Annotated in this window: 15 protein-coding genes and 2 riboswitches; of the genes, 9 read left to right on the top strand and 6 right to left on the bottom strand. The window is 65.2% G+C overall.

Annotated features, from left to right (window positions below; all coding sequences use genetic code 11):
* Window positions 1-10 precede the first annotated feature (10 nt).
* The 7 genes from OZN62_RS11645 to OZN62_RS11615 all read left to right on the top strand — a co-directional run bounded on the left by OZN62_RS11645 (window position 11) and on the right by OZN62_RS11615 (window position 8,282).
* A complete protein-coding gene (locus OZN62_RS11645) occupies window positions 11-958 on the top strand; it encodes a hypothetical protein (protein WP_269099942.1) in 948 nt (315 codons plus the stop codon).
* Complete coding sequence (locus tag OZN62_RS11640) at window positions 955-1,719, top strand: WecB/TagA/CpsF family glycosyltransferase (protein WP_269099940.1); 765 nt, start codon at window positions 955-957, stop codon at window positions 1,717-1,719. The genes OZN62_RS11645 and OZN62_RS11640 overlap by 4 nt, the downstream gene beginning before the upstream one ends.
* Before the next feature lie 106 nt (window positions 1,720-1,825).
* A riboswitch (glycine riboswitch) is annotated at window positions 1,826-1,923 on the top strand.
* Window positions 1,924-2,026: riboswitch (glycine riboswitch) on the top strand.
* 50 nt (window positions 2,027-2,076) lie between these two features.
* Complete coding sequence (gcvT, locus tag OZN62_RS11635) at window positions 2,077-3,204, top strand: glycine cleavage system aminomethyltransferase GcvT (protein WP_269099937.1); 1,128 nt, start codon at window positions 2,077-2,079, stop codon at window positions 3,202-3,204.
* A gap of 1 nt (window position 3,205) precedes the next feature.
* Entirely contained in the window at window positions 3,206-3,580 is a 375-nt protein-coding gene (gene gcvH, locus OZN62_RS11630; protein ID WP_269099935.1) for a glycine cleavage system protein GcvH, read from the top strand.
* Window positions 3,581-3,585: 5 nt separating this feature from the next.
* Window positions 3,586-4,962: an aminomethyl-transferring glycine dehydrogenase subunit GcvPA gene (gcvPA, locus tag OZN62_RS11625; protein WP_269099933.1), complete on the top strand. Its 1,377-nt coding sequence runs from the start codon at window positions 3,586-3,588 to the stop codon at window positions 4,960-4,962.
* Window positions 4,959-6,524 (top strand): aminomethyl-transferring glycine dehydrogenase subunit GcvPB, encoded by a 1,566-nt coding sequence (gene gcvPB / locus OZN62_RS11620; protein WP_269099930.1) that lies wholly within the window; start codon window positions 4,959-4,961, stop codon window positions 6,522-6,524. The genes gcvPA and gcvPB overlap by 4 nt, the downstream gene beginning before the upstream one ends.
* A 129-nt stretch (window positions 6,525-6,653) precedes the next feature.
* Window positions 6,654-8,282 carry a pre-peptidase C-terminal domain-containing protein gene (locus OZN62_RS11615; protein ID WP_269099929.1) on the top strand — a complete coding sequence of 543 codons (1,629 nt, stop codon included), beginning with the start codon at window positions 6,654-6,656 and terminating at the stop codon, window positions 8,280-8,282.
* Between the two features lie 189 nt (window positions 8,283-8,471).
* Here OZN62_RS11615 and OZN62_RS11610 read toward each other — a convergent pair whose 3' ends face one another.
* The 5 genes from OZN62_RS11610 to OZN62_RS11590 all read right to left on the bottom strand — a co-directional run bounded on the left by OZN62_RS11610 (window position 8,472) and on the right by OZN62_RS11590 (window position 18,433).
* Window positions 8,472-9,905 (bottom strand): sugar MFS transporter, encoded by a 1,434-nt coding sequence (locus OZN62_RS11610; RefSeq protein WP_269099927.1) that lies wholly within the window; start codon window positions 9,903-9,905, stop codon window positions 8,472-8,474.
* A 58-nt stretch (window positions 9,906-9,963) separates the two neighbouring features.
* Window positions 9,964-12,330, bottom strand: coding sequence for a glycoside hydrolase family 3 protein (locus tag OZN62_RS11605; protein WP_269099926.1), 2,367 nt, complete (start codon window positions 12,328-12,330; stop codon window positions 9,964-9,966).
* A gap of 165 nt (window positions 12,331-12,495) precedes the next feature.
* Window positions 12,496-13,704, bottom strand: a complete 1,209-nt coding sequence (locus OZN62_RS11600) for an MFS transporter (protein WP_269099924.1) — start codon at window positions 13,702-13,704, stop codon at window positions 12,496-12,498.
* Window positions 13,701-14,759, bottom strand: a complete 1,059-nt coding sequence (locus OZN62_RS11595; RefSeq protein WP_269099921.1) for a LacI family DNA-binding transcriptional regulator — start codon at window positions 14,757-14,759, stop codon at window positions 13,701-13,703. The genes OZN62_RS11600 and OZN62_RS11595 overlap by 4 nt, the downstream gene beginning before the upstream one ends.
* Window positions 14,760-15,004: 245 nt before the next feature.
* Entirely contained in the window at window positions 15,005-18,433 is a 3,429-nt protein-coding gene (locus OZN62_RS11590; RefSeq protein WP_269099918.1) for a TonB-dependent receptor domain-containing protein, read from the bottom strand.
* 267 nt (window positions 18,434-18,700) lie between these two features.
* Between OZN62_RS11590 and OZN62_RS11585 the strand changes: the two genes are divergently transcribed.
* Both OZN62_RS11585 and OZN62_RS11580 read left to right on the top strand, forming a co-directional pair.
* Window positions 18,701-20,209, top strand: a complete 1,509-nt coding sequence (locus OZN62_RS11585) for a tryptophan halogenase family protein (protein WP_269099916.1) — start codon at window positions 18,701-18,703, stop codon at window positions 20,207-20,209.
* An 86-nt stretch (window positions 20,210-20,295) separates the two neighbouring features.
* Entirely contained in the window at window positions 20,296-20,970 is a 675-nt protein-coding gene (locus OZN62_RS11580) for a response regulator transcription factor (protein WP_269099914.1), read from the top strand.
* Window positions 20,971-21,049: 79 nt separating this feature from the next.
* On the opposite strand, the gene OZN62_RS11575 is transcribed toward OZN62_RS11580, so the two are convergent.
* Entirely contained in the window at window positions 21,050-23,716 is a 2,667-nt protein-coding gene (locus tag OZN62_RS11575) for a TonB-dependent receptor domain-containing protein (RefSeq protein ID WP_269099913.1), read from the bottom strand.
* Window positions 23,717-23,819 lie beyond the last annotated feature (103 nt).

Raw genomic sequence — 23,819 nt, 5'->3', positions numbered from 1 at the left:
GAGGCGCGCGATGACCGACACTTCTTTCGCCTCCCGCCTCAAGCGCCCCGCCCTGCTAGTGCTGGTGGCGCTGGCGGTGTTCTTCGTGGTGGACCGTGCCGCCGATGGCGTCTTGCGCCACGGGCTGGACCGCTATTTCGGCCTCGACCAGCCGGAAGCGGTGGTGATGGTCGGGCACAGCCATGTCGTGCTCGGCCTCGACAAGAGCCAGCTGGAGCGGGACCTCGGCGTGCCGGTCGCCAACTACGCCCGTGCGGGGGCGCAACTGGAAGACCGCATCCTGATGGCCAGGCATTATGCCGAGCTGCATCCCGACGGCGTACGCGGCATCATCTTCGGGGTGGACCACCACCTGTTCACCGCGCGCGGGCTCAGTTCGAATTCGCACCTGCTGTTCTATCCGCACATGGACGATCCCCTGGTCGGCAACCTGCTGCACCAGCGCGCGTCGGACGATTGGGAGATCGCCGTGCGCCGGATCAGCCACCTGGCGCGCTACAACGACGTGCTGCTCAACGCCTCGATCCGGGGCTGGCTGGGCAACTGGGACAATGCCGTGGTCGGCAGGTTCAATCCCGAGACGCTGGCGGCACGGGTAGCGGCGGGCAACTATCGCCGCATTGTCATCAATCCGGACCAGGTCGCCGCGCTCGAGGCTTTCCTGGCCGAGAGCGAGGAACAGGGCTGGCCGGTCTTCCTCACCTTCGTGCCCACTACCGCCCAGTGGCAGGCGATCGAGCCGGACAAGGCGGCAGAGGTCGACGCGCTGCTGCAAGGCCTCGCCGACCGACATGACAACGTCACCTTCATCGACCTGCGCGACCCGTGGAGCGAGCGCACCGAGTTCTTTATCGACCCGATCCACCTCAATGCCGCCGGCAGCCGCGAGGTGACGGCCGACCTCTACGCCAAGATTGCCCCGCTGCTGGATGCGGGACCGCAGGAACAGCCCGAGTGACCACCACCTTCCCCACCGAACGTATCCTCGACTACCAGGTCTGTACGCTGGCCAGCGCCGCTCTTTCGCCGCATGTCGCGCGCTGGCTCGACGCCGAAGACGGCAAGGCGCGGCACATCGCCTGCGCCAATCCGCATTCGATCGAGGTCGCGCGGGGCGACGCCGCCTTCAAGTACGCCCTGCGGCAGGCGGACCTGCTGGTGCCCGACGGCGTAGGCATCGTCTTCGCCTCGAAATTCCTCGGCGGCGACATCACCGACCGCGTGACCGGCTTCGACATCTTCCAGCTGGCCAGCGAGCTGCTGCAGGCGCGCAAGGGGCGGATGATGTTCCTCGGCTCCTCGGAAGAGGTACTGGCCATCATCCGCGAGAAGATGGCGCAGGACTATCCCGGCATTACCGTCGAGACCTATTCCCCGCCCTACAAGCCGGCCTTCTCCGACGAGGACAATGCGGCGATGCATGCTGCCGTGAACGCCTTCAAACCCGACGTGCTGTGGGTCGGCATGACCGCCCCGAAGCAGGAAAAATGGGTGGAGGCGAACCGCGGCAAGCTGGATACCAAGGTGATTGGGTCCATCGGGGCGGTGTTCGACTTCTACGCCGGACGGATCAAGCGCCCTGCCAAGGTCTGGCGCGACCTCGGCCTGGAATGGCTGCCGCGCCTCGTGGGCGAACCCAGGCGGCTGTGGCGGCGCATGTTCGTCTCCGCCCCCGCCTTCGTCGCTGCCGTGGTGGCTGACCGCGTCCGGCGCAAATAATCGCATTTCCACCGCTTGGTGGCGCTTTGGCGATTGACCGGGGGCCCGCTTTGCAGCAGAGGCAAATGGCCTGTCGATTCGCATATGTGAACGAATAAGCGGATAGGCTGGGCGCGCGGGAGAGCGTTTCGGCACCTCCTGTCGAAGCCGCCGAAGGAGCAACCGCCCCGGAAACTCTCAGGCGACAAGGACCGCGCGTTTAGGTCAGGCACTCTGGAAAGCGTGTTCGCGCTTGCGGGCACCACCGAAGGGGTAAGCGCGGCGCAAGCCGCGTGTGTCTCTCAGGTCTGACGACAGAGGGGGCATGGCGAAAGTGCTCGATTGCCGGGTGCTGCCGAGCTGTGCCGGGACCTGTCGATGAGCGATACCGAAGAATTGGAAGACCTGCCGCTGGAGAAGCTGCCGCTGGATGCCTGGCACCGTGAGCGCGGCGCGCGCATGGTGCCCTTCGCGGGCTACGAGATGCCGATCCAGTATGAAGGTATCGTCGCCGAACACGAGTGGACCCGCAGCCACGCCAGTCTGTTCGATGTCAGCCACATGGGCCAGCTTACCGTTTCCGGCGACAAGGCCGCCAGCGAGCTGGAGAAGCTGCTTCCCACCGCCGTCGCCAGTCTGCCCAAGGGCCAGATGCGCTATTCGCTGCTGCTGGACGAGAGCGGCGGCATCATCGACGACCTGATCGTCACCAACACCGGTCCGCACTATGCGCTGGTGGTCAACGGTGCCTGCAAGTGGGACGACATCGCCCACCTGCGCGAACACCTGGACGACGAAGTTACCCTCAACCACCACGCCGATTTCGCCCTGCTGGCCTTGCAGGGGCCGGAAGCCGCCGCCGTGCTGGAAGCCATCGTTCCCGGCGTTGCCGAGCTCTCCTTCATGCGCGCGGGCCTGTTCGAGTGGGACGGCGCCCACCTGTGGGTCAGCCGCGCGGGCTATACCGGCGAGGACGGATTCGAAATCGCCGTGCACGAGGATAGCGTGGTCGACCTCGCCAATGCGCTGGTGGCCGACGAGCGGGTGAAGCCCGCCGGTCTTGGCGCGCGCGACAGCCTGCGGCTGGAGGCGGGGCTGCCGCTCTACGGTCATGACCTGACGCTGGACACCGATCCGGTCAGCGCCGGCCTGGCCTTCGCGCTCGGCAAGTCGCGGCGCGAAGGCGGCGGCTGGTTCGGCCATGCCGCCTGCATGGTGCGACTGGAGGACGGCTGCTGCGCGCAGCAGCGGGTCGGCCTCTCGCTGGAAGGCCGCCTCCCGGCCCGCGAGGGGGCCAAGGTCTACTCCGGCGATGCGCTGGTCGGCACGGTCACCAGCGGCGGATTCTCGCCCACGCTCGGCCACCCGATCGCCATGGCCTACGTCGAGACTGAACAGGCACAGAACGGCACCGAGCTTGAGATAGAGGTCCGTGGCCGCCGCCTGCCGGCACGCGTCGTGCCCATGCCCTTCGTCCCTCACAAATATCACCGCAAAGGAAGCTGACATGCCCCGCTATTTCACCGAAGAACACGAATGGATCGACGTCGACGGCGACACCGCCACCATCGGCATTACCGACTATGCGCAGGAACAGCTGGGCGACGTCGTCTTCGTCGAAGTCCCGCAGGCCGGCACCGAACTGGCCAAGGGCAAGGAAGCTGCCGTGGTCGAAAGCGTAAAGGCGGCGAGCGACGTCTACGCCCCGATCGGCGGCACGGTGACCGAAGGCAATTCGGCGCTGGAAGACGATCCCGCGCTGGTCAATTCCTCGCCCGAGGAAGAGGGCTGGTTCTTCCGCCTGACCGTAGCCGATGCCGGGGAACTGGAAGGGCTGATGGACGAAGCCGCCTACAAGGCGTTCGTGGAAGGGCTCGACTGATCGCCATGCGCTATCTCCCCCTCACCGACCCTGATCGGCAGGCCATGCTCGACACAATCGGCGCGCCCAGCGTCGATGCCTTGTTCGCCGACGTGCCGTCCGACCTCTACCTCGATGGCCCCATCGAGGGCCTGCCGCTGCACGCCAACGAAATGGCGGTCGAAAAGCACATGCGGGCGCTGTCGAAGCAGAACCTTGCGGCTGCCGACGCGGCCTTCTTCTGCGGTGCGGGGGCCTATCGCCACCACGTGCCCGCCACGGTCGACCACATCATCCAGCGGGGCGAGTTCCTGACAGCCTATACGCCTTACCAGCCGGAAATCGCGCAGGGCACGCTGCAGATGCTGTTCGAGTTCCAGACGCAGGTGGCGCGCCTCTACGGCTGCGAGATCGCCAATGCCTCGATGTACGACGGCTCGACCGCCTGCTGGGAAGCAATCGTGATGGCCGCGCGGCTGACCAAGCGGCACCGTATCGTGATCACCGATGGCGTGCACCCGCACTACGTCTCCGTCGCGCAGACCATGGCCCACTTCACCCCCGGCCACATCGACTACGATTACCCGGTGGCCAGGGCCGAGGTTGGCGAGGACGACATCGTCGCCCGCATCGACGAGGAAACCTCCTGCGTCGTCGTGCAGTACCCGGACATCATGGGCCGCATCCCCGACCTGCAGACAATCGCCGATGCCGCACACGCCAAGGGGGCGCTGCTGATCGTCGTGAATACCGAGCCGGTGGCGCTGGGTGCGCTGGAGGCTCCGGGCAACCTGGGCGCCGACATCGTGGTGGGCGAAGGCCAGTCGCTGGGCGTCGGCCTGCAGTTCGGCGGGCCGTACCTTGGCCTGTTCGCCATCACCAACCCCAAGCACGTACGGCAGATGCCGGGTCGTCTTTGCGGCGAGACCGTGGATGCTAACGGCAAGCGCGGCTTCGTGCTGACGCTCTCCACGCGCGAGCAGCATATCCGCCGCGAGAAGGCGACCAGCAACATCTGCACCAACAGCGGGCTGTGCGCCTTGGCGTTTTCGGTGCACATGACGTTGCTGGGCGAAAAGGGCCTGACCGCGCTCGCTGCCGAAAACCATCGCCTCGCCTGCCTCGCCGCAGACCGGCTGGACAAGGTGCCCGGCGCGCGCGTGCTCAACGACAGCTTCTTCAACGAGTTCACGCTGATGGTGGATGCCGATGCCCGCCAGCTGGTGCGCGATCTCGCCAGGCATGACATCCTGGCCGGCGTCTCGCTGGGGCGGTTGTTCCCCGATGGCGACGGGCGCGAGAACGGCCTCGTTATCGCGGTCACCGAGACCAATACGGAGGAGGACTTCGAGAAGCTTGCCGCCGCGCTTGAGGAGGCGCTGTCCAAGGAGATTCGGGCATGAACCAGATCAACCAGAGCGGCTGGAAGCCCGGCACCCCCGTCCCTGCCGATCATGACGCGGAATATCCCACCGTCACCGGCAACAAGGCACTAATGCTGGAAGAGCGACTGATCTTCGAGCTCGGCAACCGCGACACCTGCGGCGTCGACCTGCCCGAGCCGGATGCCGAGGCGCCCAACCGCCTCGGCAAGTTCGCGCGCCAGCAGCCGATCGACCTGCCGGGCCTCTCCGAACCCGAAACGGTGCGTCACTACACGCGCCTTTCCCGGCAGAACTATGCCATCGACCTGGGCCTGTTCCCGCTGGGCAGCTGCACCATGAAGCACAATCCGCGCCTGAACGAGAAGGTCGCGCGGATGCCCGGCTTCGCCGACGTGCACCCGCTGCAGCCGGTCGATACCGTGCGCGGTGCGCTGGGTGTCATCAACGAACTGGCACACTGGCTGATTACGCTCACCGGCATGCACGGCGTGGCGATGAGCCCCAAGGCCGGCGCCCATGGCGAGTTGTGCGGCATGCTGTGCATCCGTGCAGCGCTGGAAGCGCGCGGCGATGCGCGGCAGGTGGTGCTGGTGCCCGAAAGCGCCCATGGCACCAACCCGGCCACCGCTGCCTTCGCCGGTTACGAGGTGGAGGACATTCCCGCGACCGAGGATGGCCGGGTTGACCTGGCAGCGCTGAAGGCGCGTCTTGGCCCGGACGTGGCGGCGGTGATGATCACCAACCCCAACACCTGCGGCCTGTTCGAACGCGAGATGAAGGCGATTTCCGACGCGGTCCACGCGGCGGGCGGCTTCGTCTACTGCGACGGCGCCAACTTCAACGCCATCATGGGCCGCGTGCGTCCGGGTGACCTTGGCATCGATGCCATGCACATCAACCTGCACAAGACCTTCTCCACTCCGCACGGCGGCGGTGGCCCCGGCTCCGGCCCGGTGGTCCTGTCCGAAGCCCTGTGTCCCTATGGTCCGCTGCCCTTCACTGCCCGCATGGAGGACGGCACCGTCCACCTTGTGGAAGAGGAGAACGCGGAAGAGTTCGGCCACACCGACAGCTTCGGCCGCATGGCTGCCTTCCACGGGCAGATGGGCATGTTCACCCGCGCGCTGACCTATATCCTCAGCCACGGGGCGGATGGGCTGCGGCAGGCATCCGGCGATGCCGTGCTCAATGCCAATTACCTGCTGCGCAGCCTGGACGACGTGTTCGACGCGCCGTTTGGCGACAGCGGCCCCTGCATGCACGAGGCCCTGTTCAGCGACCACGGCTTTGCCGAAGGCATGTCCACGCTGGATGTCGCCAAGGGCCTGATCGACGAAGGCTTCCACCCGATGACCATGTACTTCCCGCTGGTGGTGCACGGCGCAATGCTGGTGGAACCGACCGAGACCGAGAGCAAGGCGGTGCTCGACCAGTTCATCGTCGCCATGCGCTCGCTGGGCGAACGCGCCAAGGCCGGGGACGAGGCGCTCAAGACCGCCCCGCACCACGCGCCGCGCGCGCGGCTGGACGAGGCGCAGGCCGCCCGCAAGCCGGTGCTGGCCTACCCGCGCGAAGGTTGAGAGGCGGCGGCAGGCGGCATGGTGTCCCGTGTCGCCCGCCGTTGACCTTGCCTTACCGGGCAATTCCGGCTCCATTAATCCTTTAAGGGGCAAGGTGCCTGAAGGCATGAACAATTGCAGGGGGCTGTCATGATGAAGCGGATCTTGCTTGGGGGCGTGGGCGGCATTGCCCTTGCCGCGGCGGCGACAGGCTTCGCCTTTCCCACAGAAGCGCCGGTCGACACGGCGAGCGAAGCCGCTGCCAAGCCCGTCGACAAGCAGTATCGCAAGCCCGCCCGTGTCAGCGGCGGGCGCATCACGCTGGGCGAGACCGCCACCAGCACGCTGCAGGGCGGCACCCATACCTACACGCTGGAAGCCGAGGCCGGACAGCGCCTGCGCATGGTGCTCAGTTCCGACGATTTCGATACCGTCCTGCGCATCGACGGCCCCGGCGGCTTCAGTGTCGAGAACGACGACGAACCGAGCGGCCTGACGCTCAACAGCCTGATCGATACGCGGCTGCCCGCCAGCGGCACCTACCGCATCACCGTCGACAGCTACCAGGGTTCCGGCAGCGGCGCCTATCGCCTTGCCACACTCGATCCGGCCAATCCCGTCCCTGCCGGCGTCGAGGCCGGCACGATCGCTCTGGGACAGGCTACGCGCGGCAGGCTGGTGCAGAGCGATGCCACCACGCTGACCGGCGAGAATGTCGACTACTATCGCTTCGCCGGGCGGCAGGGGCAGCGCCTCACCATCGATATCGAGTCCGAGCAGATCGACCCCTACCTGACACTCTACCTGCCCGACGGGCGGATGGAGGAGAACGACGATCGCGGCGGGATCGAGGATACCAACAGCCGCCTGTCGATCACCTTGCCGCTCAACGGCACCTATACGCTGGCGGCCAGCAGCTTCTCGCCGGGCGAAAGCGGCGACTACACGGTGCGGATGGCAGAGGCCGACCCGGCCACTCGCACGGTACGCCCCGCCAGCGGCAGCGCCCAGGTCTATGCGCTGAGCGTGGGCGTCGCCAACTACGAGCGGATCAACCCGCTCAACCGTACCGACGAGGATGCCGAGCGTGTCACCCATGCCTTGCGGCAGGCAGGCGTGCTGGCGCCTGAAAGCGTGACGCTGACCGATGCCCAGGCCACCCGCGCCAACTTCCGCCGCGCCTTGCGCGAGCTGACGCAGGCGATGGGACCGGACGATACCCTGCTGATCTTCTTCTCCGGCCACGGCGAGAAGGTGGAGAACATGACCACCGAGCGCGACGGCAGTGCCGAGACGATCGAGCTGTTCGACGCCGCGCTCTACGATTACGAACTGGCCGAGATGATGCAGGGCGTCGATGCCCGCACCTTGCTGGTGATCGACGCCTGCTTTGCCGGCGGGTTCGACCAGGTCATCGACCAGCGCGACGAGCGCATGGGCATTTTCAGTTCCGATGCCGACACGCTGAGCCTCGTCGCCTCGGGCGAGAAGTCGGGCGGTTATATCAGCCACATCTTCCGCCAGGCGCTGGAAGGCGCGGCGGACATGAACGGCGACGGCGCGATGGAAGCGGGCGAACTGTCCGAGTACATGCGCCGCGAGTTCTACACCATGGTGCTGGCCGAACCCTTGGGCACCGATGCCGAGGATTTCCGCGACCATCAGGTGCCGGGCTTCCAGCATATCATCGTCGATCGCGGCGGGGACGGGATGCCGTTCCAGCAGGTGCTGTGGAACGCCGGCAGTGCCAGCCAGCCGCGCATGGCGCGGGCCGACTAGACGCCTGGCAGCGCTAACCTGGAACACATGGAACACTGTCCCGGGGGCAAAATCCCGGGCCGCAATCCCGCTTGTCGATAACGGTCCGCAAGGCAGGAAAGGCAACGGCGCCATGCCCTTGGTCGGAGCATGGCGCCGCGCTTGTAGGACAGCGGCGGCAGGCTGAGGACCTGCCGCGCGCGATTACCCTCAGGCGTGGGTCTCAGCCGGCTTGCGGGCGAAAATGCCGAAGCCTGCGATGATGGCATAGCACACGATCGGGATGACCATGGCGAGCGCCAGGTTGCCGCCCGTGGCATCGGCCACCACGCCGTACAGCAGCGGCACGACCGCGCCCCCAAAGATGGCCACGTTGATGATACCCGAACCGTCAGCCGCGCGCGGCCCCAGCTTTTCGCAAGCCAGCGAGAAGATGGTCGGGAACATGATCGAGTTCATCAGGCCCACGGCCAGCAGCGTGTAGGCCGAAATCTCGCCGCTCGTCAGGGTCGAGACGATAATCAGCGTGATCGCACCAGTCGCATTGAAGGCCAGGATCTTGCCCGGGCTGAACATGCGCAGCGCAGCCGAACCGATGAACCGGCCAACCATCGCGCCGCCCCAGTACAGGCCGATCATCCAGCCGATCACGCTTTCGGGTTCCCCCAGCACGCGTTCGGTGGACAGGTAGTTGATGATGATCGAGCCGATCGAGACTTCCGCACCGACGTACAGGAAGATGCACAGGGCGCCATAGCTGAACCGGCTGCGGCGCAGCAGGTCGTTGTCATACAGCCAGAGCACGGGTGCCGCGAGGATCAGCAGGACGCCGAGAACGCCGTTGACCTGCAGCGCGACGAAGGCGCCGCTGGCAGCCAGGGCCAGGCCGATGAGGTAGCGGCGGTTGGAGACGAATTCGCCGTCGCCCATGATCTTGGGATCGTGCGGCAGGCGGTTGCGGAACAACCAGACGGCGCCCGCGACGAGCGCAATCAGCGCGGCAACGCCAAGGTAGCCCTGCCAGATAGCCTCGCTCTCCGCAGCGCGATAGGCCTGCAGGGCAGCGCCCTCCAGCTGGTCTGCCGAAACGTCGGCAAGGCTGCCGAGGATGACCGCCGCACCCACAATCGGAAAGACCGTGGTGCCCAGCGAATTGAAGGCCTGCGCGAAGGTCAGGCGGCTGTGCGTCGTCGATGGCGGGCCAAGCAGGCTGATCAGCGGATTGGCCACGACCTGCACGATCACCACGCCGCTCGCCAGGATGAACAGGGCACCGAGGAAGATCGCGTAAGTCGCCGTCTGGCTGGCCGGAATGAACAGCAGACAGCCGGCAATCATCGTGCAAAGGCCCGCGACCGCGCCGCGCATGTAGCCGATCTTCTTCACCAGCTTCGCGCCGGGAATGCCGATCAGCAGGTAAGCCGCGAAGAAGCAGAACTGGATGAGCATCGCTTCGGTATAGGAAAGCGTGAACAGCTCGCGCAGCTTGGGGATGAGCACATCGTTCAGCGAGGTGATCCCGCCGAAGATGAAGAACAGCCCCATCACGAAGTATTGCAGGCCAGGCGCATCGACCGGCGGATCGTCATCATCGGTCAGCGGAACCGGATCGGTACTGCTGGAAACGTCGGGCGCTAGCGCCATTTGCATTCTCCCCTAAAACCGGTCCCGCTTGTGGTGCGGGTGCCGGAGACTAGTCAATTCAGAACGTGCATTCCGTGCCTTCCGGCACCTCTTCACGCGTGACGCTGGCAATGCCCCACAGCAGGTTGCCCTGGGTGGCGAATTCGATCCTGTCGCCGAGACCCGGCGCGCATTCCTCGGTGATGACCATTTCGCGCCAGCCCTTGCCGGCAGCATGTTCGAAGCGGCGCGTGACATCCAGCGTGGTCGCATCTCCACCCGTGCCGACCGTCAGGCGCACCGGCGCAGTCGGGCGGCTATCCACCTGGTAGGTGATGCGGAAGGCGCCCTCGCCGCCCTCGGACTGTTCGATGCCGAAGCGCGAACCGGCCTGCATGGTGATCTCGCGGGCGTCTTCCTGCGCATTGCGGTCGATGCCGCGGACCGAGACACCGGCCGCCGTGGAGCTGCCGCGCATCTGCGCCAGCATGTCCATCGCGGTCGTCAGGTTACCCCCGGCGGCATAGGCGACCACGCCGCTGGCGAGCCGGCCCGAGCTGAACAGGTCGGAACCGTCGACGCGATCGAGCGCGGCGCAGGTCTCCGACAGCTGTCGCAGGGCCGAGGTGTCTTCGAGCGTGCGCCCGAAGCCGAAGGGGAACAGCGCGCCTTGCGGACCATTCACCGGCGTGCCGCCACAGGCAGCAGGCCAGGAGAACGACAGGCGTCCAATGGCCGGCCGCGCGCCGGTCAGCACGTCGGCAACGCCCGCGCCCTCGCTGCCGGGCAGCCAGGCTGCGACGAACGCGTTGGAGGCGTTGAGTTCGCGGTTCATCCACATCGGACGACCCGAAAGGAACACGGCGACCGTCGGGATGCCCTGCTCGCGGAAGCCGCGCAGCAGTTCGAGGCCTTCCTCGTCGCGGAACACCAGATCGCCCTGGTCCCCGGCGAATTCGGCATAGGGCTTCTCGCCGAACACCACGACGGCAACATCGGGGCGCTCGTCGAAGCTGCCGTCGGGAGACAGCGTGGCGGTGCCACCGTTCGCGGCAATGTTTTCGCGCAAGCCATCCCAGATCGAAGAGGCATTGGGGAACAGCTCGCCGACCATTCCCGCGCTCTCGCCCATCTGGCTTTCCAGCCCGCCCTGCCATTCGAGCGTCCAGCCGCCCGAAGCGCGGCCGATATCGTCGGCGGCGCTACCTGCGACCAACACATTGGCACCGCTGCGCAGCGGCAACACGCCGTCATTCTTCAGCACGACCTGCGAACGCGCCACGGCTTCGCGAGCCAGTGCGCGGTGCTCGGGCGAGGCCAGCAGCTCGTACTGTCCGGCGACCCCGCGCTCGGACGGCAGCACGGGTTCGGGGGCCAGCAGGCCGGCGCGATACTTCACGCGCAGCACGCGGGTAACCGCTTCGTCGACGCGCGCCATCGGGATGGTGCCATCCTCGACCTGCGCGATCAGGGTCTCCATCAGCTCCTTCCAGTCGTCGGGCACCATGTAGATGTCGAGACCGGCAAGCAGCGACTGCGGGCAGTCGGTGACGGTGCATCCGGCCACCTGGCTGTGACCATTCCAGTCACCCACCACCAGGCCGTCGAAGCCCATTTCGCCGCGCAGCACGTCGGTCAGCAGGTCGCCGTTGCCGTGCATCTTGCGACCGTTGATCGAGTTGAAGCTGGCCATGATCGCCTCGACCCCGGCGTCGATGGCAGCGGGATAGGGACGGCCGTGCAGCGCCAGCAGGTCTTCGATCTCGCCATTCACTTCGCCCTGGTCGACGCCGTTCTCGGTACCGCCATCGCCGAAGAAGTGCTTGGCGGTCGCGATCACCCGGCCATCGCCGAGGTAGCCGTCGCTGTCGGGGTCGCCCTGCAGGCCCTCCACCAGCGCGGCACCCAGTTCGGCCACTAGGTCGGGGTTCTCGGAATAGCTTTCGTAGGTACGGCCCCAGCGGTCGTCCTGCGCCACGGCGACCGTGGGCGAGAAGTTCCAGTCGATGCCGGTCACCTCGATCTCGATCGCGGTGGCATGCCCGATGCGGCGCACCAGGTCGGCGTCGCCCGCCGCACCCAGCGCGATATTGTGCGGGAAAATGGTGGCGCCGACCACATTGGTATGGCCGTGCACGGCATCGGTGCCCCACATGGTCGGGATCACCGGCTCGCCATCGGGCAGCGGCTCGATCGAAGCCTCGTACATCTCGTCGGCATAACGCAGCCATTCGGAAGCCGGGGCGAATTCGTCGCCATAGGGCCCGCCATTGCCGCCATTGAGATAGCTGCCGAAGCGGTAACGCTCCATGTCCTCTGGCGTGAAGGAATTGATCTGCGGCTGGATCAGCTGGCCGATCTTGCGTTCCAGCGACATGCGCGAAACGAGGTCGGCGATAAAGGCATCCTCATCGGTGTATGGGACCGTGGACTCGGCGATCGTCACATCGGCTCCGAATGGCCACGTATCGCATGCCGATACGCTCAGCCCCAGGACTGTCGCAGCCAAAGTCGCACGTACAAATTTCCCCACCCGCATCCGCTTCCTCGTCAAATTGGGAACGTTCTCAATTTCCCAGCAATCGCAGAGAGCGGCGTGGAAATCAAGCGCCTAGTTTGCTCGCTGAACGCTGGCCAGAAGTAGCGCCGCGAGCGTCACTAGGACCGCCAAAAGTATGAAAAGTCCGGAAAATCCGAAGACGGGCACCATGGCCAGCGTCAGTCCCGGCATGACCAGCGACGGAAGCGTATTCGTGAGATTGAACAATCCCAGGTCCCGCCCGCGGTGCTGGGGGCGCGGAAGGACTCGCAGGGTCTGCGCCGAATGCAGGGCCAGGAATATCGCCGAGACGAGCCCGAACAAGGCATATCCGACCAGCGCCATCGGCAGGCTGCCGGCCCCGGCCATCACCAGCAGGGCCATGGCGGTCAGCGCCGCGCAGGCTGTCAGCGGCAGGATCGGGCGGTCGTTGCGGTCCGCCCAGCGCCCCACCAGCAAGGTCGCCGGAACCGACACCAGCAGCACCACGCCGAACACCTGGGCGGTATCGTTGTCGCTGAAATCCTCGGCAATGGTGCGGAACCAGAGGTAGAGATAGGCAAACAGCGCGGCCTCGGCGATCTGCACCAGCAGGCGGGCCAGCCACATCCGCGTCACCAGCTTGCGCGGGCGCGGGTCCACTGCGGCATCAATGGCCTCGCGCGGCTCCATCAGTTCGGGAAACGGGCGCGCCCTGCCGAACAACAGCACCGGCAGGACGCAGAGCGCCACCAGTCCCGCCACCATCACCAGCCGCTCGTCGGGCTCCGCCAGGCCGGGGATGGTGACCAGCGTGCCGGACAGCGCGCCCAGCGCCGGAGCGAAGGCCAGCAGGCCGCCGAGCAGGCCCTTCTGGTGATCCGGCACGTGGTCGCCCGCCATCGCGGCAAGCGGCGCCAGCATCATGTTGAGCGAGATCTGCCACAGCACCAGCAGTCCGATTAGCGGCACCAGTTCGGAAACTTGCCACATCGCCACGAGCAAGGCCGAGCTCAGCACCAGTCCGACCGCGATCCACGGGCGGCGCGTACCCGTGCGGTCGGACAGCCAGCCGAACAGGATGTTGGAAAGGCTTGCCGCAACCGCGCCGGAGAACGCCGTCGCCGCCAGCCAGCGCACCGCCTCGCCATCGGCAAGACCTTCCACGCGCACCGGCAGCAGGATGGTGAGGAACGGCACATAGGCCATCGCCCCGCCGGCCACCGCCAGCGCATAGAGCAGCATGAACCGGAGCGACTGATCGCTTGCCGCGGCACCCGTGGTCACGGGTTGTTCGCTCATGAAGCGTCGCGGGGTGGCGCGACCGAGTCCCGTTCGACAAGGCTGCCTTCCACCACCACCGGCATCGGCGGCATTGCCTCGCCGCGCTGCTTCTTGATCAGCAGTTCGACCGCGGTGGAGACCGTCTCCGCCACCGGCTGGTCGATTGCCGTCAGCGGCGGCTGGATGAAGCGCACCACCGGCGTGTTGTCGAAGCTGATCAGCGACAGGTCGCCGGGCACGTCCAGCCCCAGTTCCTGGGCCACCGCATTGGTCGCCATCGCCATCTGGTCGTTGGCGGCGATGATCGCGGTCGGACGTCCCTCGCGCGCCAGCAGCGTCCTGGCCGCCGCCTCGCCCGAGGCGTAGGAGAAGTCGCCACGTTCGCACAGGCCCTCGGTCGGCAGCCCGGCTTCCTGCATGGCCTCCAGCCAGCCGTCCTTGCGCCACTGGCTCAGCGCATATTCCTTGTCGCCGGCGATGAAGGCGATGCGCTTGTGCCCGTTGTCGATCAGGTGCCGGGTGGCCATGGCGGCCAGCTGGTCGTCCCCCATGGTGATCGAGATGTTCGTGCCGTTGGCACGCGACCCGATGCGGGCGAAGGGAATCTTCTGCGCCGTCAGCAGGTCGGTGATCAGCGGGTTGTCGGAGTGCGGCGGCGTCAGGATCACGCCATCCGGCTGCAAGGCCGCAATCGTGCCCTTCAGCTCGCGCTGGATATTGTCGTCGTGCGTGTCGACCAGTTCGAAGATCAGGCGATAGCCGTATTCGGCGCATTTCAGCATGCCGCCCAGCAGCATCTGGTCGACCCAGTCGCGACCCTCGCGAGCGCGCCAGTCCTCGATCGTGCGTTCGCGGTCGTTGATGGCAAGGATCAGGTAGCTGCGCGAGCCGCTCATCCGCTGCGCGGCGATCGAGGGCACGTAGCCGAGCTTGTCGATCGAAGCCTGCACCCGCTCCTTCATTTCCGGGCGGACGTTGGCTTCATTGTTGATGACACGACTAACGGTCTGCAGCGACACGCCGGCGTCGGCGGCTACATGTTTGATCGTTACGGATTGGCGCCTGCGTGCCATTACCCAAATCCCCTAAGCGGCAGACCGGTAGCGGCGTCTGCGCAATATTGCCAGATGCCTTTGTTTTTCGTCGCGGAACGGCGCAAGCCGAGGCGACGCGAAGTTCTCGCGCAGTCGGTCATTTCGGGCCCTTCCCACTCTCGGCGGGCGGATGCTTACCCCATCCGCCGCGCCGGAAAAAATGGGCCCCTGCGCGAGAGGAGCGCAGGAGCCCATGTGGTCCTTCGTCCGGAGGAGCTCCGACCTTAGAAGTCGAAACGGACGAGGAAAGTAAATCGACGGTCGTTGCGGAACGAAGATCGCGTTACGCGGGTGCCGTCGAAATCGATCACCTGACTGGTCTCGGTGACTTCGTCGAGCAGGTTCACCGCCTGCACGCCGACCTTGATGTCGTCGGTGACCGAATAGAAAATCGACGCGTCGAGCTGCCCGGTGTCTTCCTGCCAGATCGGCGAGAACGGGAAGATGTCGTCGCGTGGCGTGATCAGGAATGCCGAACGCCAGTTGTAGGCTGCACGCAGTGCCAGCGGCCCACGCTCGTAGAACATGGTTGCGTTGACAGTGTGCTCGGAAATCCCGGCCAGCGGCTGCAGGAAGGAGTACGGACCTGCCAGCAGCTCCGATCCGCCCGTGGCCACCGAAGGTTCACCCGGGTTTGCCAGGTTCGGGTTCGAGAAGTCCCCGCCGTCGATGTAGGTATAGGTGATCTGCGAGCCGAGACCGTCGAGGAAGCCCGGCAGGAAGTCGTAGACCTGCTGGTAGGCAATCTCGAAGCCCTTCAGGTTACCGCTCTGATCGTTGAACGGGCCCTGGAAGGTCGCATCCACGGTGACGCCGCTGGGCGCAGTGTAGGTGCGGGTCTCGAGACCGGTGTTCACGATGCCCTCGATGTCCTTGAGGAACACCGACGCGGTGAGTGAGCCGACCGTGTCGAAGTACCACTCGAACGAGAGGTCGTAGTTCCAGGATTCCACCGGACGCAGGTTACGGTTGCCGCCACGCAGCGTGAACAGCGGACCGGTAAGCAGGTTACCCGCCTGCAGCAGGTTGCCGGTGTTGTCGCCCAAGCCGCCGCCCGAACGGAACAGGATCAGGTCGGGGCGCGAGATACCCTTCGATACTGCGGCACGAACCAGCATGCCGTTACCGAAGTCCAGCCTTGCGTTGAAGCTGGGCAGCCAATTGTCGAAGGTGATGTCGCGGCTGTCGTCGATGATCTCGCCGGTATAGGCGGCTGCGAACTCTGCCAGTCGCGGAGCGAAGGAGGGATCACAGAAGCCGCGCTGCACGCCCGGCGCAGCCGGAGCCTGGCACGAGTCCTGGATTTCCTGGACCGTCACGACGCCGTCGCCATTGCCGCTACCAGCCGGATCATCGAAACGGATCGGGTTGGGGAAGCCGATCAGGCCGCCCGTTTCCACCGTGGTTTCGACATAGCGGAGCCCGATGTTGCCTTCGAGCGCCCAGCCGTTGGCGAAATCGTGGCCATAGTCGAGGCGAGCATAGGCTGCCTTGGTGACTTCGATCACGTCCGTCGTTTCGAACGGGCAGAAGGGATCACACTGCGTGGTCACGCCGGTGATCGGATCGGTGTAGGAACGACCGTTGACGCCGAGGTTGAAGCGCTCGGGGCTCTGGCCGAAGGTGGTGATTTCGTCCCACTGCTGGTCGGTCACACCGTCCAGATATTCCGCGAGGAAATCGTCGCCGCCGTAGAAGAATGCGCCGCCACCGGGAATCGGAGTCGTCGAATTGCCCCGCTGGAAGCCGGCAGCGAACGGATCGCGATAATTGGCATAGGCCGGGAATTCATCGATGTAGGCACCGCCACCGATGCCATCGATGTTGCCCGGAACCAGGAAGTTGTCGTTACCGGGGAACGGGCCGCCGATGTAGAATCGGCCCGGCGTGTAACCGGGGCACTCACCCCATTCGCACTGCACGACGCCATCGCCGCTCCAGTCCTGGGCAACAGTACCCTGCGCGCCCGGCTGACAGCCAGGGCCTTCGCCCCAAGGCGTACAACCGCCGCGACCTGCCCACGGAGCAGACAGGTTGCCCCAGGTGCTGAAGTCGGTGTTGCGCGTCGCACGATCACGTTCGGACCAGCGACCACCGAAACGCACGGCGCGGAAGAAGCCATCGCTGATGTCGTATTCGAAGTCTGCACGCAGGCTGTAGAGTTCGCCGTCGTTGGCTTCGCGGCTGTCGAGGCCGAACCAGTAGTAGGTGTAGAAGCCGCTGGTGAAGTAATCGTCCGGGCTGCCCGGAGGCGCGATGAACTGGATGTCCGGCACGCTGCCACGCAGGTCGAGCGCGATGTCGGCCCAGGTGCTGGTGGCACCGAAGACGGAATCACGCGTCAGGTTGGAAGTAATGTACTGGCCTTCGAAGGTCGCGCGGAACCGGTCGCTGAACTCCATGTCGATATCGATCGAGAAGTCCTCGGTCACCGACTGAGCTTCACGCACGAAGCGCAGGGCGTCGAGCGGAATGCCACCGCGACCGAACGGGTTGGCGAAGATGTCGCCGACGTTCTGGGTCAGGACGCCGGTTTCGAGCAGGCCGTTCTCGTCGAAGGTCCAGGTGCTGCCGGCAGCCGGGTTCGGCGAGGAGACACCGTCGTCGATACGGCCCAGCAGCGCGAATTCCTCGGTGCCAAAGGTCGTGTCGGAACGCAGATACTCGGCGGTAAGCAGGAAACGACCATCGGTGCTTTCGAACTGACCGATCAGCGAGATGGCTTCGCGCTCGCGGTTCAGGTCGGTCGTACGCACGTTCGCATACTGCGGAACGATGACCGAGCCAGACGGCGGGAAGTTGGTCGCGTCGAACAGCTGGTCACCGAAGCCGCCCGAGCTCACGAAGGTCGAGCGGATACAACCCTGCGAGAAATCGCTGGGATCGCGGTAGCAGGGATCGGAGATCTGCGAGGCGTCGGTGCGGCTGCGCAATTCGCTGTTCGAATAGGCAGCCTGCAGGCCGAAAGTACCGATGCCGGTATCGAAGGTATTCGAAATCAGCGCGTTGTAGGTGGGCGACCAGTCTTCGCGCAGGTCGCCGTAGTTCATCTCGAACGAACCGGCGATGTTCAGGCCGGGGCGGTCGAGCGGCTTGCGGGTGACGAGGTTCACCGTACCAGCAATCGCGCCTTCGATCATGTCGGCGGTGACGTTCTTGAAGACCTCGACGCGGCCGAGCAGCTCGGGCGACACGTCTTCGAAGCTGAGCACGCGGCCACCGGTGGCGGAGAAGATCTCGCGGCCGTTCAGTTCCGAACGGACATAGGGAAGGCCGCGAATGATGACGCCGGTGCCTTCCACCGAGAAGCGGTCGGGGTCGGTCGGCTTTTCGAAGCGACCGATGTTGACGCCCGGGACACGCTGCAGCGCTTCGGTTACCGAGCGGTCAGGCAGCGCGCCGATGTCTTCGGCGGTAATCACGTCGACGAACGTGTCGGCATTTTCCTTGATGCCCTGCGCGCTCTGCAGCGAGGCCCGGAAGCCCGACACCACGATGGTGTTGGTTTCGGTTTCGTCAGCTTCCTCTTCCGGCGCTTCCTGCGCGAAAGCGACGTTGCTGACGGCCATGCACAGGGCAAGGCTGGAAACACCGGCGAGCGCGCGGAAGCGGCCACCTGTCACGGTATTACGGTTGACGATTCGAGCTGACACTTAAGGCCTCCCCTTTGATCCGCCTGGATTTTTCAGACTAGATCGCTTCCAAAACACACATATCCCACCCGGGACATCACGCCTTGCATACCACTAATGTTAGCGTTCACAACCCCAAAAATGAACGTTCACAATTAGCCGTGAGATGTGTATCATTTTTGCAGTAGCAGGTCCGGCAGGGTGCGCGCATCCTAGACTTTCGGGCGATTTTGCGATGGTCCGGGAAGCGCGCTAGACTTGCCGGGTACGAGAGGATTGCGACAAGAAATGGCTTTAAAGAACATTGTGGTTGTCGGCGGTGGTACGGCCGGATGGATGACTGCGGCGGCGCTGTCCCGCCTGCGCGAGGGGCATGATCTCAACGTCACGCTGATCGAGTCGGAAATGATCGGCACCGTAGGCGTCGGTGAAGCCACGATCCCGCCATTTGTCGAATTCCAGCGGCTCCTCGGCGTGGAAGAGGCGGAGATGATGGCGGCCGTCCAGGGCACCTTCAAGCTCGGCATCCAGTTCGAGAACTGGGGCAAGCTGGGCGACAGCTACATCCACCCGTTCGGCAACTACGGCTATCCCATCGGCGGGATCACCTTCCTGCATATCTGGCATCACTTCCGCCAGCAGGGGGACAACCGTCCCATCCAGGCCTTCAATATCGAGACCATGGCTGCCTATTTCGGCAAGTTCGCCAAGACGCAGGACATGCGCCGCGACGATCTGCCGCCGGTCAACTATGCCTATCACATCAATGCCACCGCCTACGCCGGCTTCCTGCGCAAATTCGCCGAGAAGCGGGGCGTGGTGCGGCAGGAAGGCAAGGTCGTCGACGTGCAGCAGGATCCGGAATCCGGCTTCGTCACGTCGGTCAAGCTCGAGAGCGGACAGACCATTGCCGGCGATCTGTTCGTGGATTGCTCGGGCTTTCGCGGACTGCTGATCGAACAGACGCTGGAAACCGGCTATGAGGACTGGACCCACTGGCTGCCCTGCAACCGCGCCGTGGCCCTGCCCTGCAACCGCGACGACGGCAGCCCGCCCCCGCCCTTCACCCGCGCCACCGCCCATTCGGCAGGCTGGCAGTGGCAGGTGCCGCTGCAGCATCGCAACGGCAACGGCCATGTCTATTGCGACGCCTTCATGGATGCCGACGAGGCGACCGACATCCTGGTGAAGAACATGGCCGGCAAGCCGACGGCCGAGCCCAACCACCTTCGCTTCGTGACCGGGCGGCGCAAGAAATTCTGGAACAAGAACGTGATCGCCATCGGCCTTGCCGCAGGCTTCATGGAGCCGCTGGAATCGACCTCGATCCACCTCATCAACACCGGCATCAACAAGCTGATGGCGCTGCTTTCGATGGACGGCGTGACCGAGGCCCAGGCCAACACCTTCAACCGGCTGACGGTGAAGGAATACGAGAAGATCCGCGACTTCCTGATCCTGCACTACAACGCCACGACGCGCGACGATTCCGAGTTCTGGAATTACTGCCGCACGATGAGCGTGCCCGACAGCCTCACCGAGAAGGTCGAGCTGTTCAAGATGAATGGCCAGGTCTTCCGCGAGGAGGACGAGCTGTTCACCGAGACCAGCTGGGCCGCGGTGATGATGGGCCAGGGCATCCATATGCGGGGCCATAACGCGATGGCAGAGGCCCTGGACCAGGAGAAGGCGCGCCATGAGCTCGACGAGATCGAGAAATCCGTGCGCTTCTTCGTCCAGCACATGCCCGGCCACGGCCAGTACCTGGCCCGCTACTGCCCGGCGCCGGCGATGTAGCCAGTCCGAAATTCCCGCCCTGCGGTGTCATAGGATGGTCATGCTGGCGAGGCAGACAATCCGGACGACACCAGCAGGTTCGGGACATGCTTCGCACTTTCATTTTCACGACAGACGCGGCCGCCGCGCGGTTCGAGGACTTTCAGCAGGGCGAGACCCTGTTCACCTTCGCGCACCTGCAGCCTGAGGGGCCGAATCGGCTGGTCGACGGCCGGGCCTGGGTATTCGTCGACTGGGTGATGGAGGAACTGTCGGGCCTGGAAATGGTCCGCCGGCTGCGGTCCGACGCGCGCATGCGCGATGCGCATGTCACCATGGTGCTGGACGAGGATGACCCGGAAGACCGGCGCCGTGCGCTGAAGGCGGGTGCCGATGACTATGCCGTCGGGCCGCTGGACCGGCAGGCCATGCTCGACCGGGTCCTGGCCCTGTTTGCGCTGGGTCCGGCGACACCGGCGAGGCGCATGCTCGACCTGGGCGACCTGCAGATCAACATCGCTGGCGAACAGGCCTGCTGGCGGGGGCAACTCGTCACGCTGCGACCCAACGAATTCCGCGTGCTGCGCTTCATGGCGGAGAACCCCAACCGCGTGCTGACGCGGCAGGAACTCGTCGACGCGCTCGGCAAGGATGGCGATCCCGAGTACCTGCGTACCGTCGATGTGTGGATCAAGCGACTGCGGCAGGGCCTGCGCCACGTCGGTGCGGGCGAGCTGCTGCGCACCGTCCACGGCCGCGGCTACGTACTCGACCTGATCTAGGCTCGATACCGACCAGCAAAGAAGAACGGCTCCCGTCTCGCGACGGAAGCCGTTCGTTATCGCCCCCTGTAGGCGACTGTCAGAAAGTGATCGACAGCGAGGCCGCCAGTTCGGTGCCGCGATCGTAGGAGTTGATGTCCGCACGGTTGGTGCCGTCGGTCTGGAACTCCTCGTAGCGGCGACCCAGGATATTGCGGGCCTCCAGCTTCAGCTCCACCTCGTTGCCCCACAGGTCGAAGCCCTGGCGCGCGACCAGATCGATCTGCAGGCCCGGATCCTCGATCACGTCCGGCAGCCCGGAAGTACCGCGGCTGGTCACGCGTTCGCTGGCGTAGGATACCAGCACCGTGAACTGCTGCAGCTGGTCGATGTCCTCCAGCGTCAGCTGGGCATTGACCAGGTGGTCGGACTGGCCGGTCAGCGGGACACCGTCGGTGAACAGGTTGCTGGCAGGCGTATCGCCGCCCGGGAACAGGCGGGTGATGTCGCCCGTCGCCACCGAGATTTCGGAATTGGTGTAGGTGTAGTTCGTCACCAGCACCAGTTCCTTGGTCTCGAAGAAGCCGCCCCAGTTGTAGAGGTCGAAGGTGTACTGCAGGTCCGCCTCGACACCCCATAGCGTAGCGCTGGGCGCATTGGCGAAGCTGGTCAGCTGGTTGTTGTCGGAGAAGCTGGAGAAGGCTTCGATCGGATTGTCGATATCCTTGTAGAAGCCGGCCAGCGAAATCCGGTCGCTGCCGCCGAAGTAATATTCGCCGCGCAGTTCGAAGTTGAGCAGCTCGCTATCCACCAGGAACGGGTTGCCGTTGAACTGGCGATTGGTTTCCGGGTCGTAGTAGGTCTGGAAGATCAGCTCGCGGAACTGCGGACGGGCTAGCGTGCGGCTGGCATTGGCGCGCAGTTGCAGGTTATCCATCGGCTCGACGGTGATCGTGGCCGCGGGCAGCCAGTAATCGTTGTTGAGCGCGGTCGAGCTGGCGGAATTGAGCGGCGTGTTGAACACCTCGACCGGATCGACGGTCTGTTCGGCATCCTCGTAGCGCACACCGACATCCAGCTGGACGCCCAGCACCGGCTCCCAGTTGATCTTGCCGTAACCGGCGTGGATCGTCAGTCCGGCCTCGAAGGCCGGGTCGGTCTGGGTGGATTCGATCAGGCCGATATCGAAGTAGTCGATGATCGCGTCGCCCAGCAGCAGGTCCGGCCGCAGCAGGCCCACCGCATCGGGGAAGCTGGTCGGCGCGTTGAACAGGAACTCGCGGCGTGCCGAAAAACGTTCGGTATCGCTGTAGGCATAGCCGACCGTCAGTGCGAAGCTGTCGAAGATCGGATAGCTGAGGTCGATACCGCCGGCGTAGAGCTCTTCCTGCAGGTCGGAGAACACCACCGAGGCGTCACCCGTCTGACGGTCGAGCACGTTGATGAACTGGTCGCTGAGCGGACCCTGGGCGCTATCGCGCACATAGGTAAAGGTGTACTCATACGGCGCCTCGCGATCGGTGCGGGCATAGCCGCCACGCAGCTCCACGCCGAGGTCGCCGAACTCCAGTTCCGCCACCAGCTGCGTGTCGATTAGCTGGCGTTCGTACCAGGCGGTCTGCTGCTGCTGGATGGAGTCGTCGTCCTGGAAGTCCTCGCCTTCGGACAGGCGCGCGAGCTTGGAATTGTCGCGGATGAACAGGTTGGTCCAGCGGATGCGATGGTCGCCGAATTCCAGCCCGAAGCCGAGGAGGGCATTCACCAGTACCGAGTTGTCGGTGACGAGATCGCGGAAGTCGCTGTCGAGCGTGAAGCCCGCCAGGATCGATTGCGAGGCGATGTCGCGGGTGCGCCAGCTGTTGCTGATCGAGCCGGTCAGCACCATGCCCAGCACGCCGTCCGAACCGACATCGACCGAGGTGCCGGCCGTCAGGCCAGCCGACCAGTTGGCCGGGATGTCGCCAATCTTCTGCAGCAGGATCAGGTTGGGGTTGCCCAGTTGCTTGGCGATATCGAGCTGCGTGAACGGTGCTCCGCCGATGTTCTGTTCGGGGTCGAGCGGCACGTCGCTCATGCGCAGGCCGCTGTCGAAATAGGTCTGCAGCGCGGGCGGGACGTCGCGCGTGCCATCATCGAAGCCGAACCAGTCGAAGTCCGACCCGTAATAGCTCAGGCCATTATGGAAGGTGGTTTCGGTGTTGCCGCTGAGGCCGCCGCTGATCTCGAGGAAGCTCTCGTCGGGAATGGCGCGGGTGGTGAGGTTGATCACGCCGCCGCCGAATTCACCCGGGAAGTTGGCGGAATAGGTCTTCTGCACCAGGCTGGAAGCGACTACGTTGGTGGGGAAGATGTCGAGCGGGACCACGCGGCTGAGCGGCTGCGGCGAGGGCAGCGGCAGGCCGTTGAGCAGCGCCAGCGAATAGCGATCGCCGAGGCCGCGCACGAAGACGAAGCCGTCGCCCTGCACCGACAGGCCGGTGACGCGGGCCAGCGCGCCGGCGATGTCGCCTTCACCCGTCCGCGCGATCTGCTCGGTAGAGAGCACGTTCACGACCTGCGAGGAGTTGCGCTCCGGATTGCGATTGATGCGGCCGGTAACGATGATGGAACCGCCGGGGATCGAAACATCGGGTTCTTCGACCTGCTCGTCGTCCTGCGGCAGTTCCTCGTCGGTTTCAGCGCCGACATCTTGTGCAAAAGCCGCGCTGGGCATGGTGAGCGCGGTGGTGAGCAACAGCAGCCCCGCCAGCCGCTTGCCAGTGGTCATGTTCATGAATCCCTCATGGGTCGATCCGAAAAGTCAGGGCGAGCCATGCGGCCCGCCGGCAAAAAAAGCGGGAGGGGAAGCGGCGCGTGGCCCAAGGCCGCGC

This window comes from Aurantiacibacter sp. MUD11, assembly GCF_026967575.1.
In the GTDB taxonomy this organism is placed as follows: domain Bacteria; phylum Pseudomonadota; class Alphaproteobacteria; order Sphingomonadales; family Sphingomonadaceae; genus Alteraurantiacibacter.
The sequence above is the reverse complement of the archived record's forward strand: the minus strand, read 5'-3'. Positions and strand labels throughout refer to the sequence as shown.

Coding starts and splice junctions, on each gene's coding strand:
- OZN62_RS11645 (WP_269099942.1), top strand. CDS start 11: ATGACCGACACTTCTTTCGCCTCCCGCCTCAAGCGCCCCGCCCTGCTA.
- gcvT (WP_269099937.1), top strand. CDS start 2,077: ATGAGCGATACCGAAGAATTGGAAGACCTGCCGCTGGAGAAGCTGCCG.
- gcvH (WP_269099935.1), top strand. CDS start 3,206: ATGCCCCGCTATTTCACCGAAGAACACGAATGGATCGACGTCGACGGC.
- gcvPA (WP_269099933.1), top strand. CDS start 3,586: ATGCGCTATCTCCCCCTCACCGACCCTGATCGGCAGGCCATGCTCGAC.
- gcvPB (WP_269099930.1), top strand. CDS start 4,959: ATGAACCAGATCAACCAGAGCGGCTGGAAGCCCGGCACCCCCGTCCCT.
- OZN62_RS11615 (WP_269099929.1), top strand. CDS start 6,654: ATGATGAAGCGGATCTTGCTTGGGGGCGTGGGCGGCATTGCCCTTGCC.
- OZN62_RS11610 (WP_269099927.1), bottom strand. CDS start 9,905: ATGGCGCTAGCGCCCGACGTTTCCAGCAGTACCGATCCGGTTCCGCTG.
- OZN62_RS11600 (WP_269099924.1), bottom strand. CDS start 13,704: ATGAGCGAACAACCCGTGACCACGGGTGCCGCGGCAAGCGATCAGTCG.
- OZN62_RS11595 (WP_269099921.1), bottom strand. CDS start 14,759: ATGGCACGCAGGCGCCAATCCGTAACGATCAAACATGTAGCCGCCGAC.
- OZN62_RS11585 (WP_269099916.1), top strand. CDS start 18,701: ATGGCTTTAAAGAACATTGTGGTTGTCGGCGGTGGTACGGCCGGATGG.
- OZN62_RS11580 (WP_269099914.1), top strand. CDS start 20,296: ATGCTTCGCACTTTCATTTTCACGACAGACGCGGCCGCCGCGCGGTTC.
- OZN62_RS11575 (WP_269099913.1), bottom strand. CDS start 23,716: ATGACCACTGGCAAGCGGCTGGCGGGGCTGCTGTTGCTCACCACCGCG.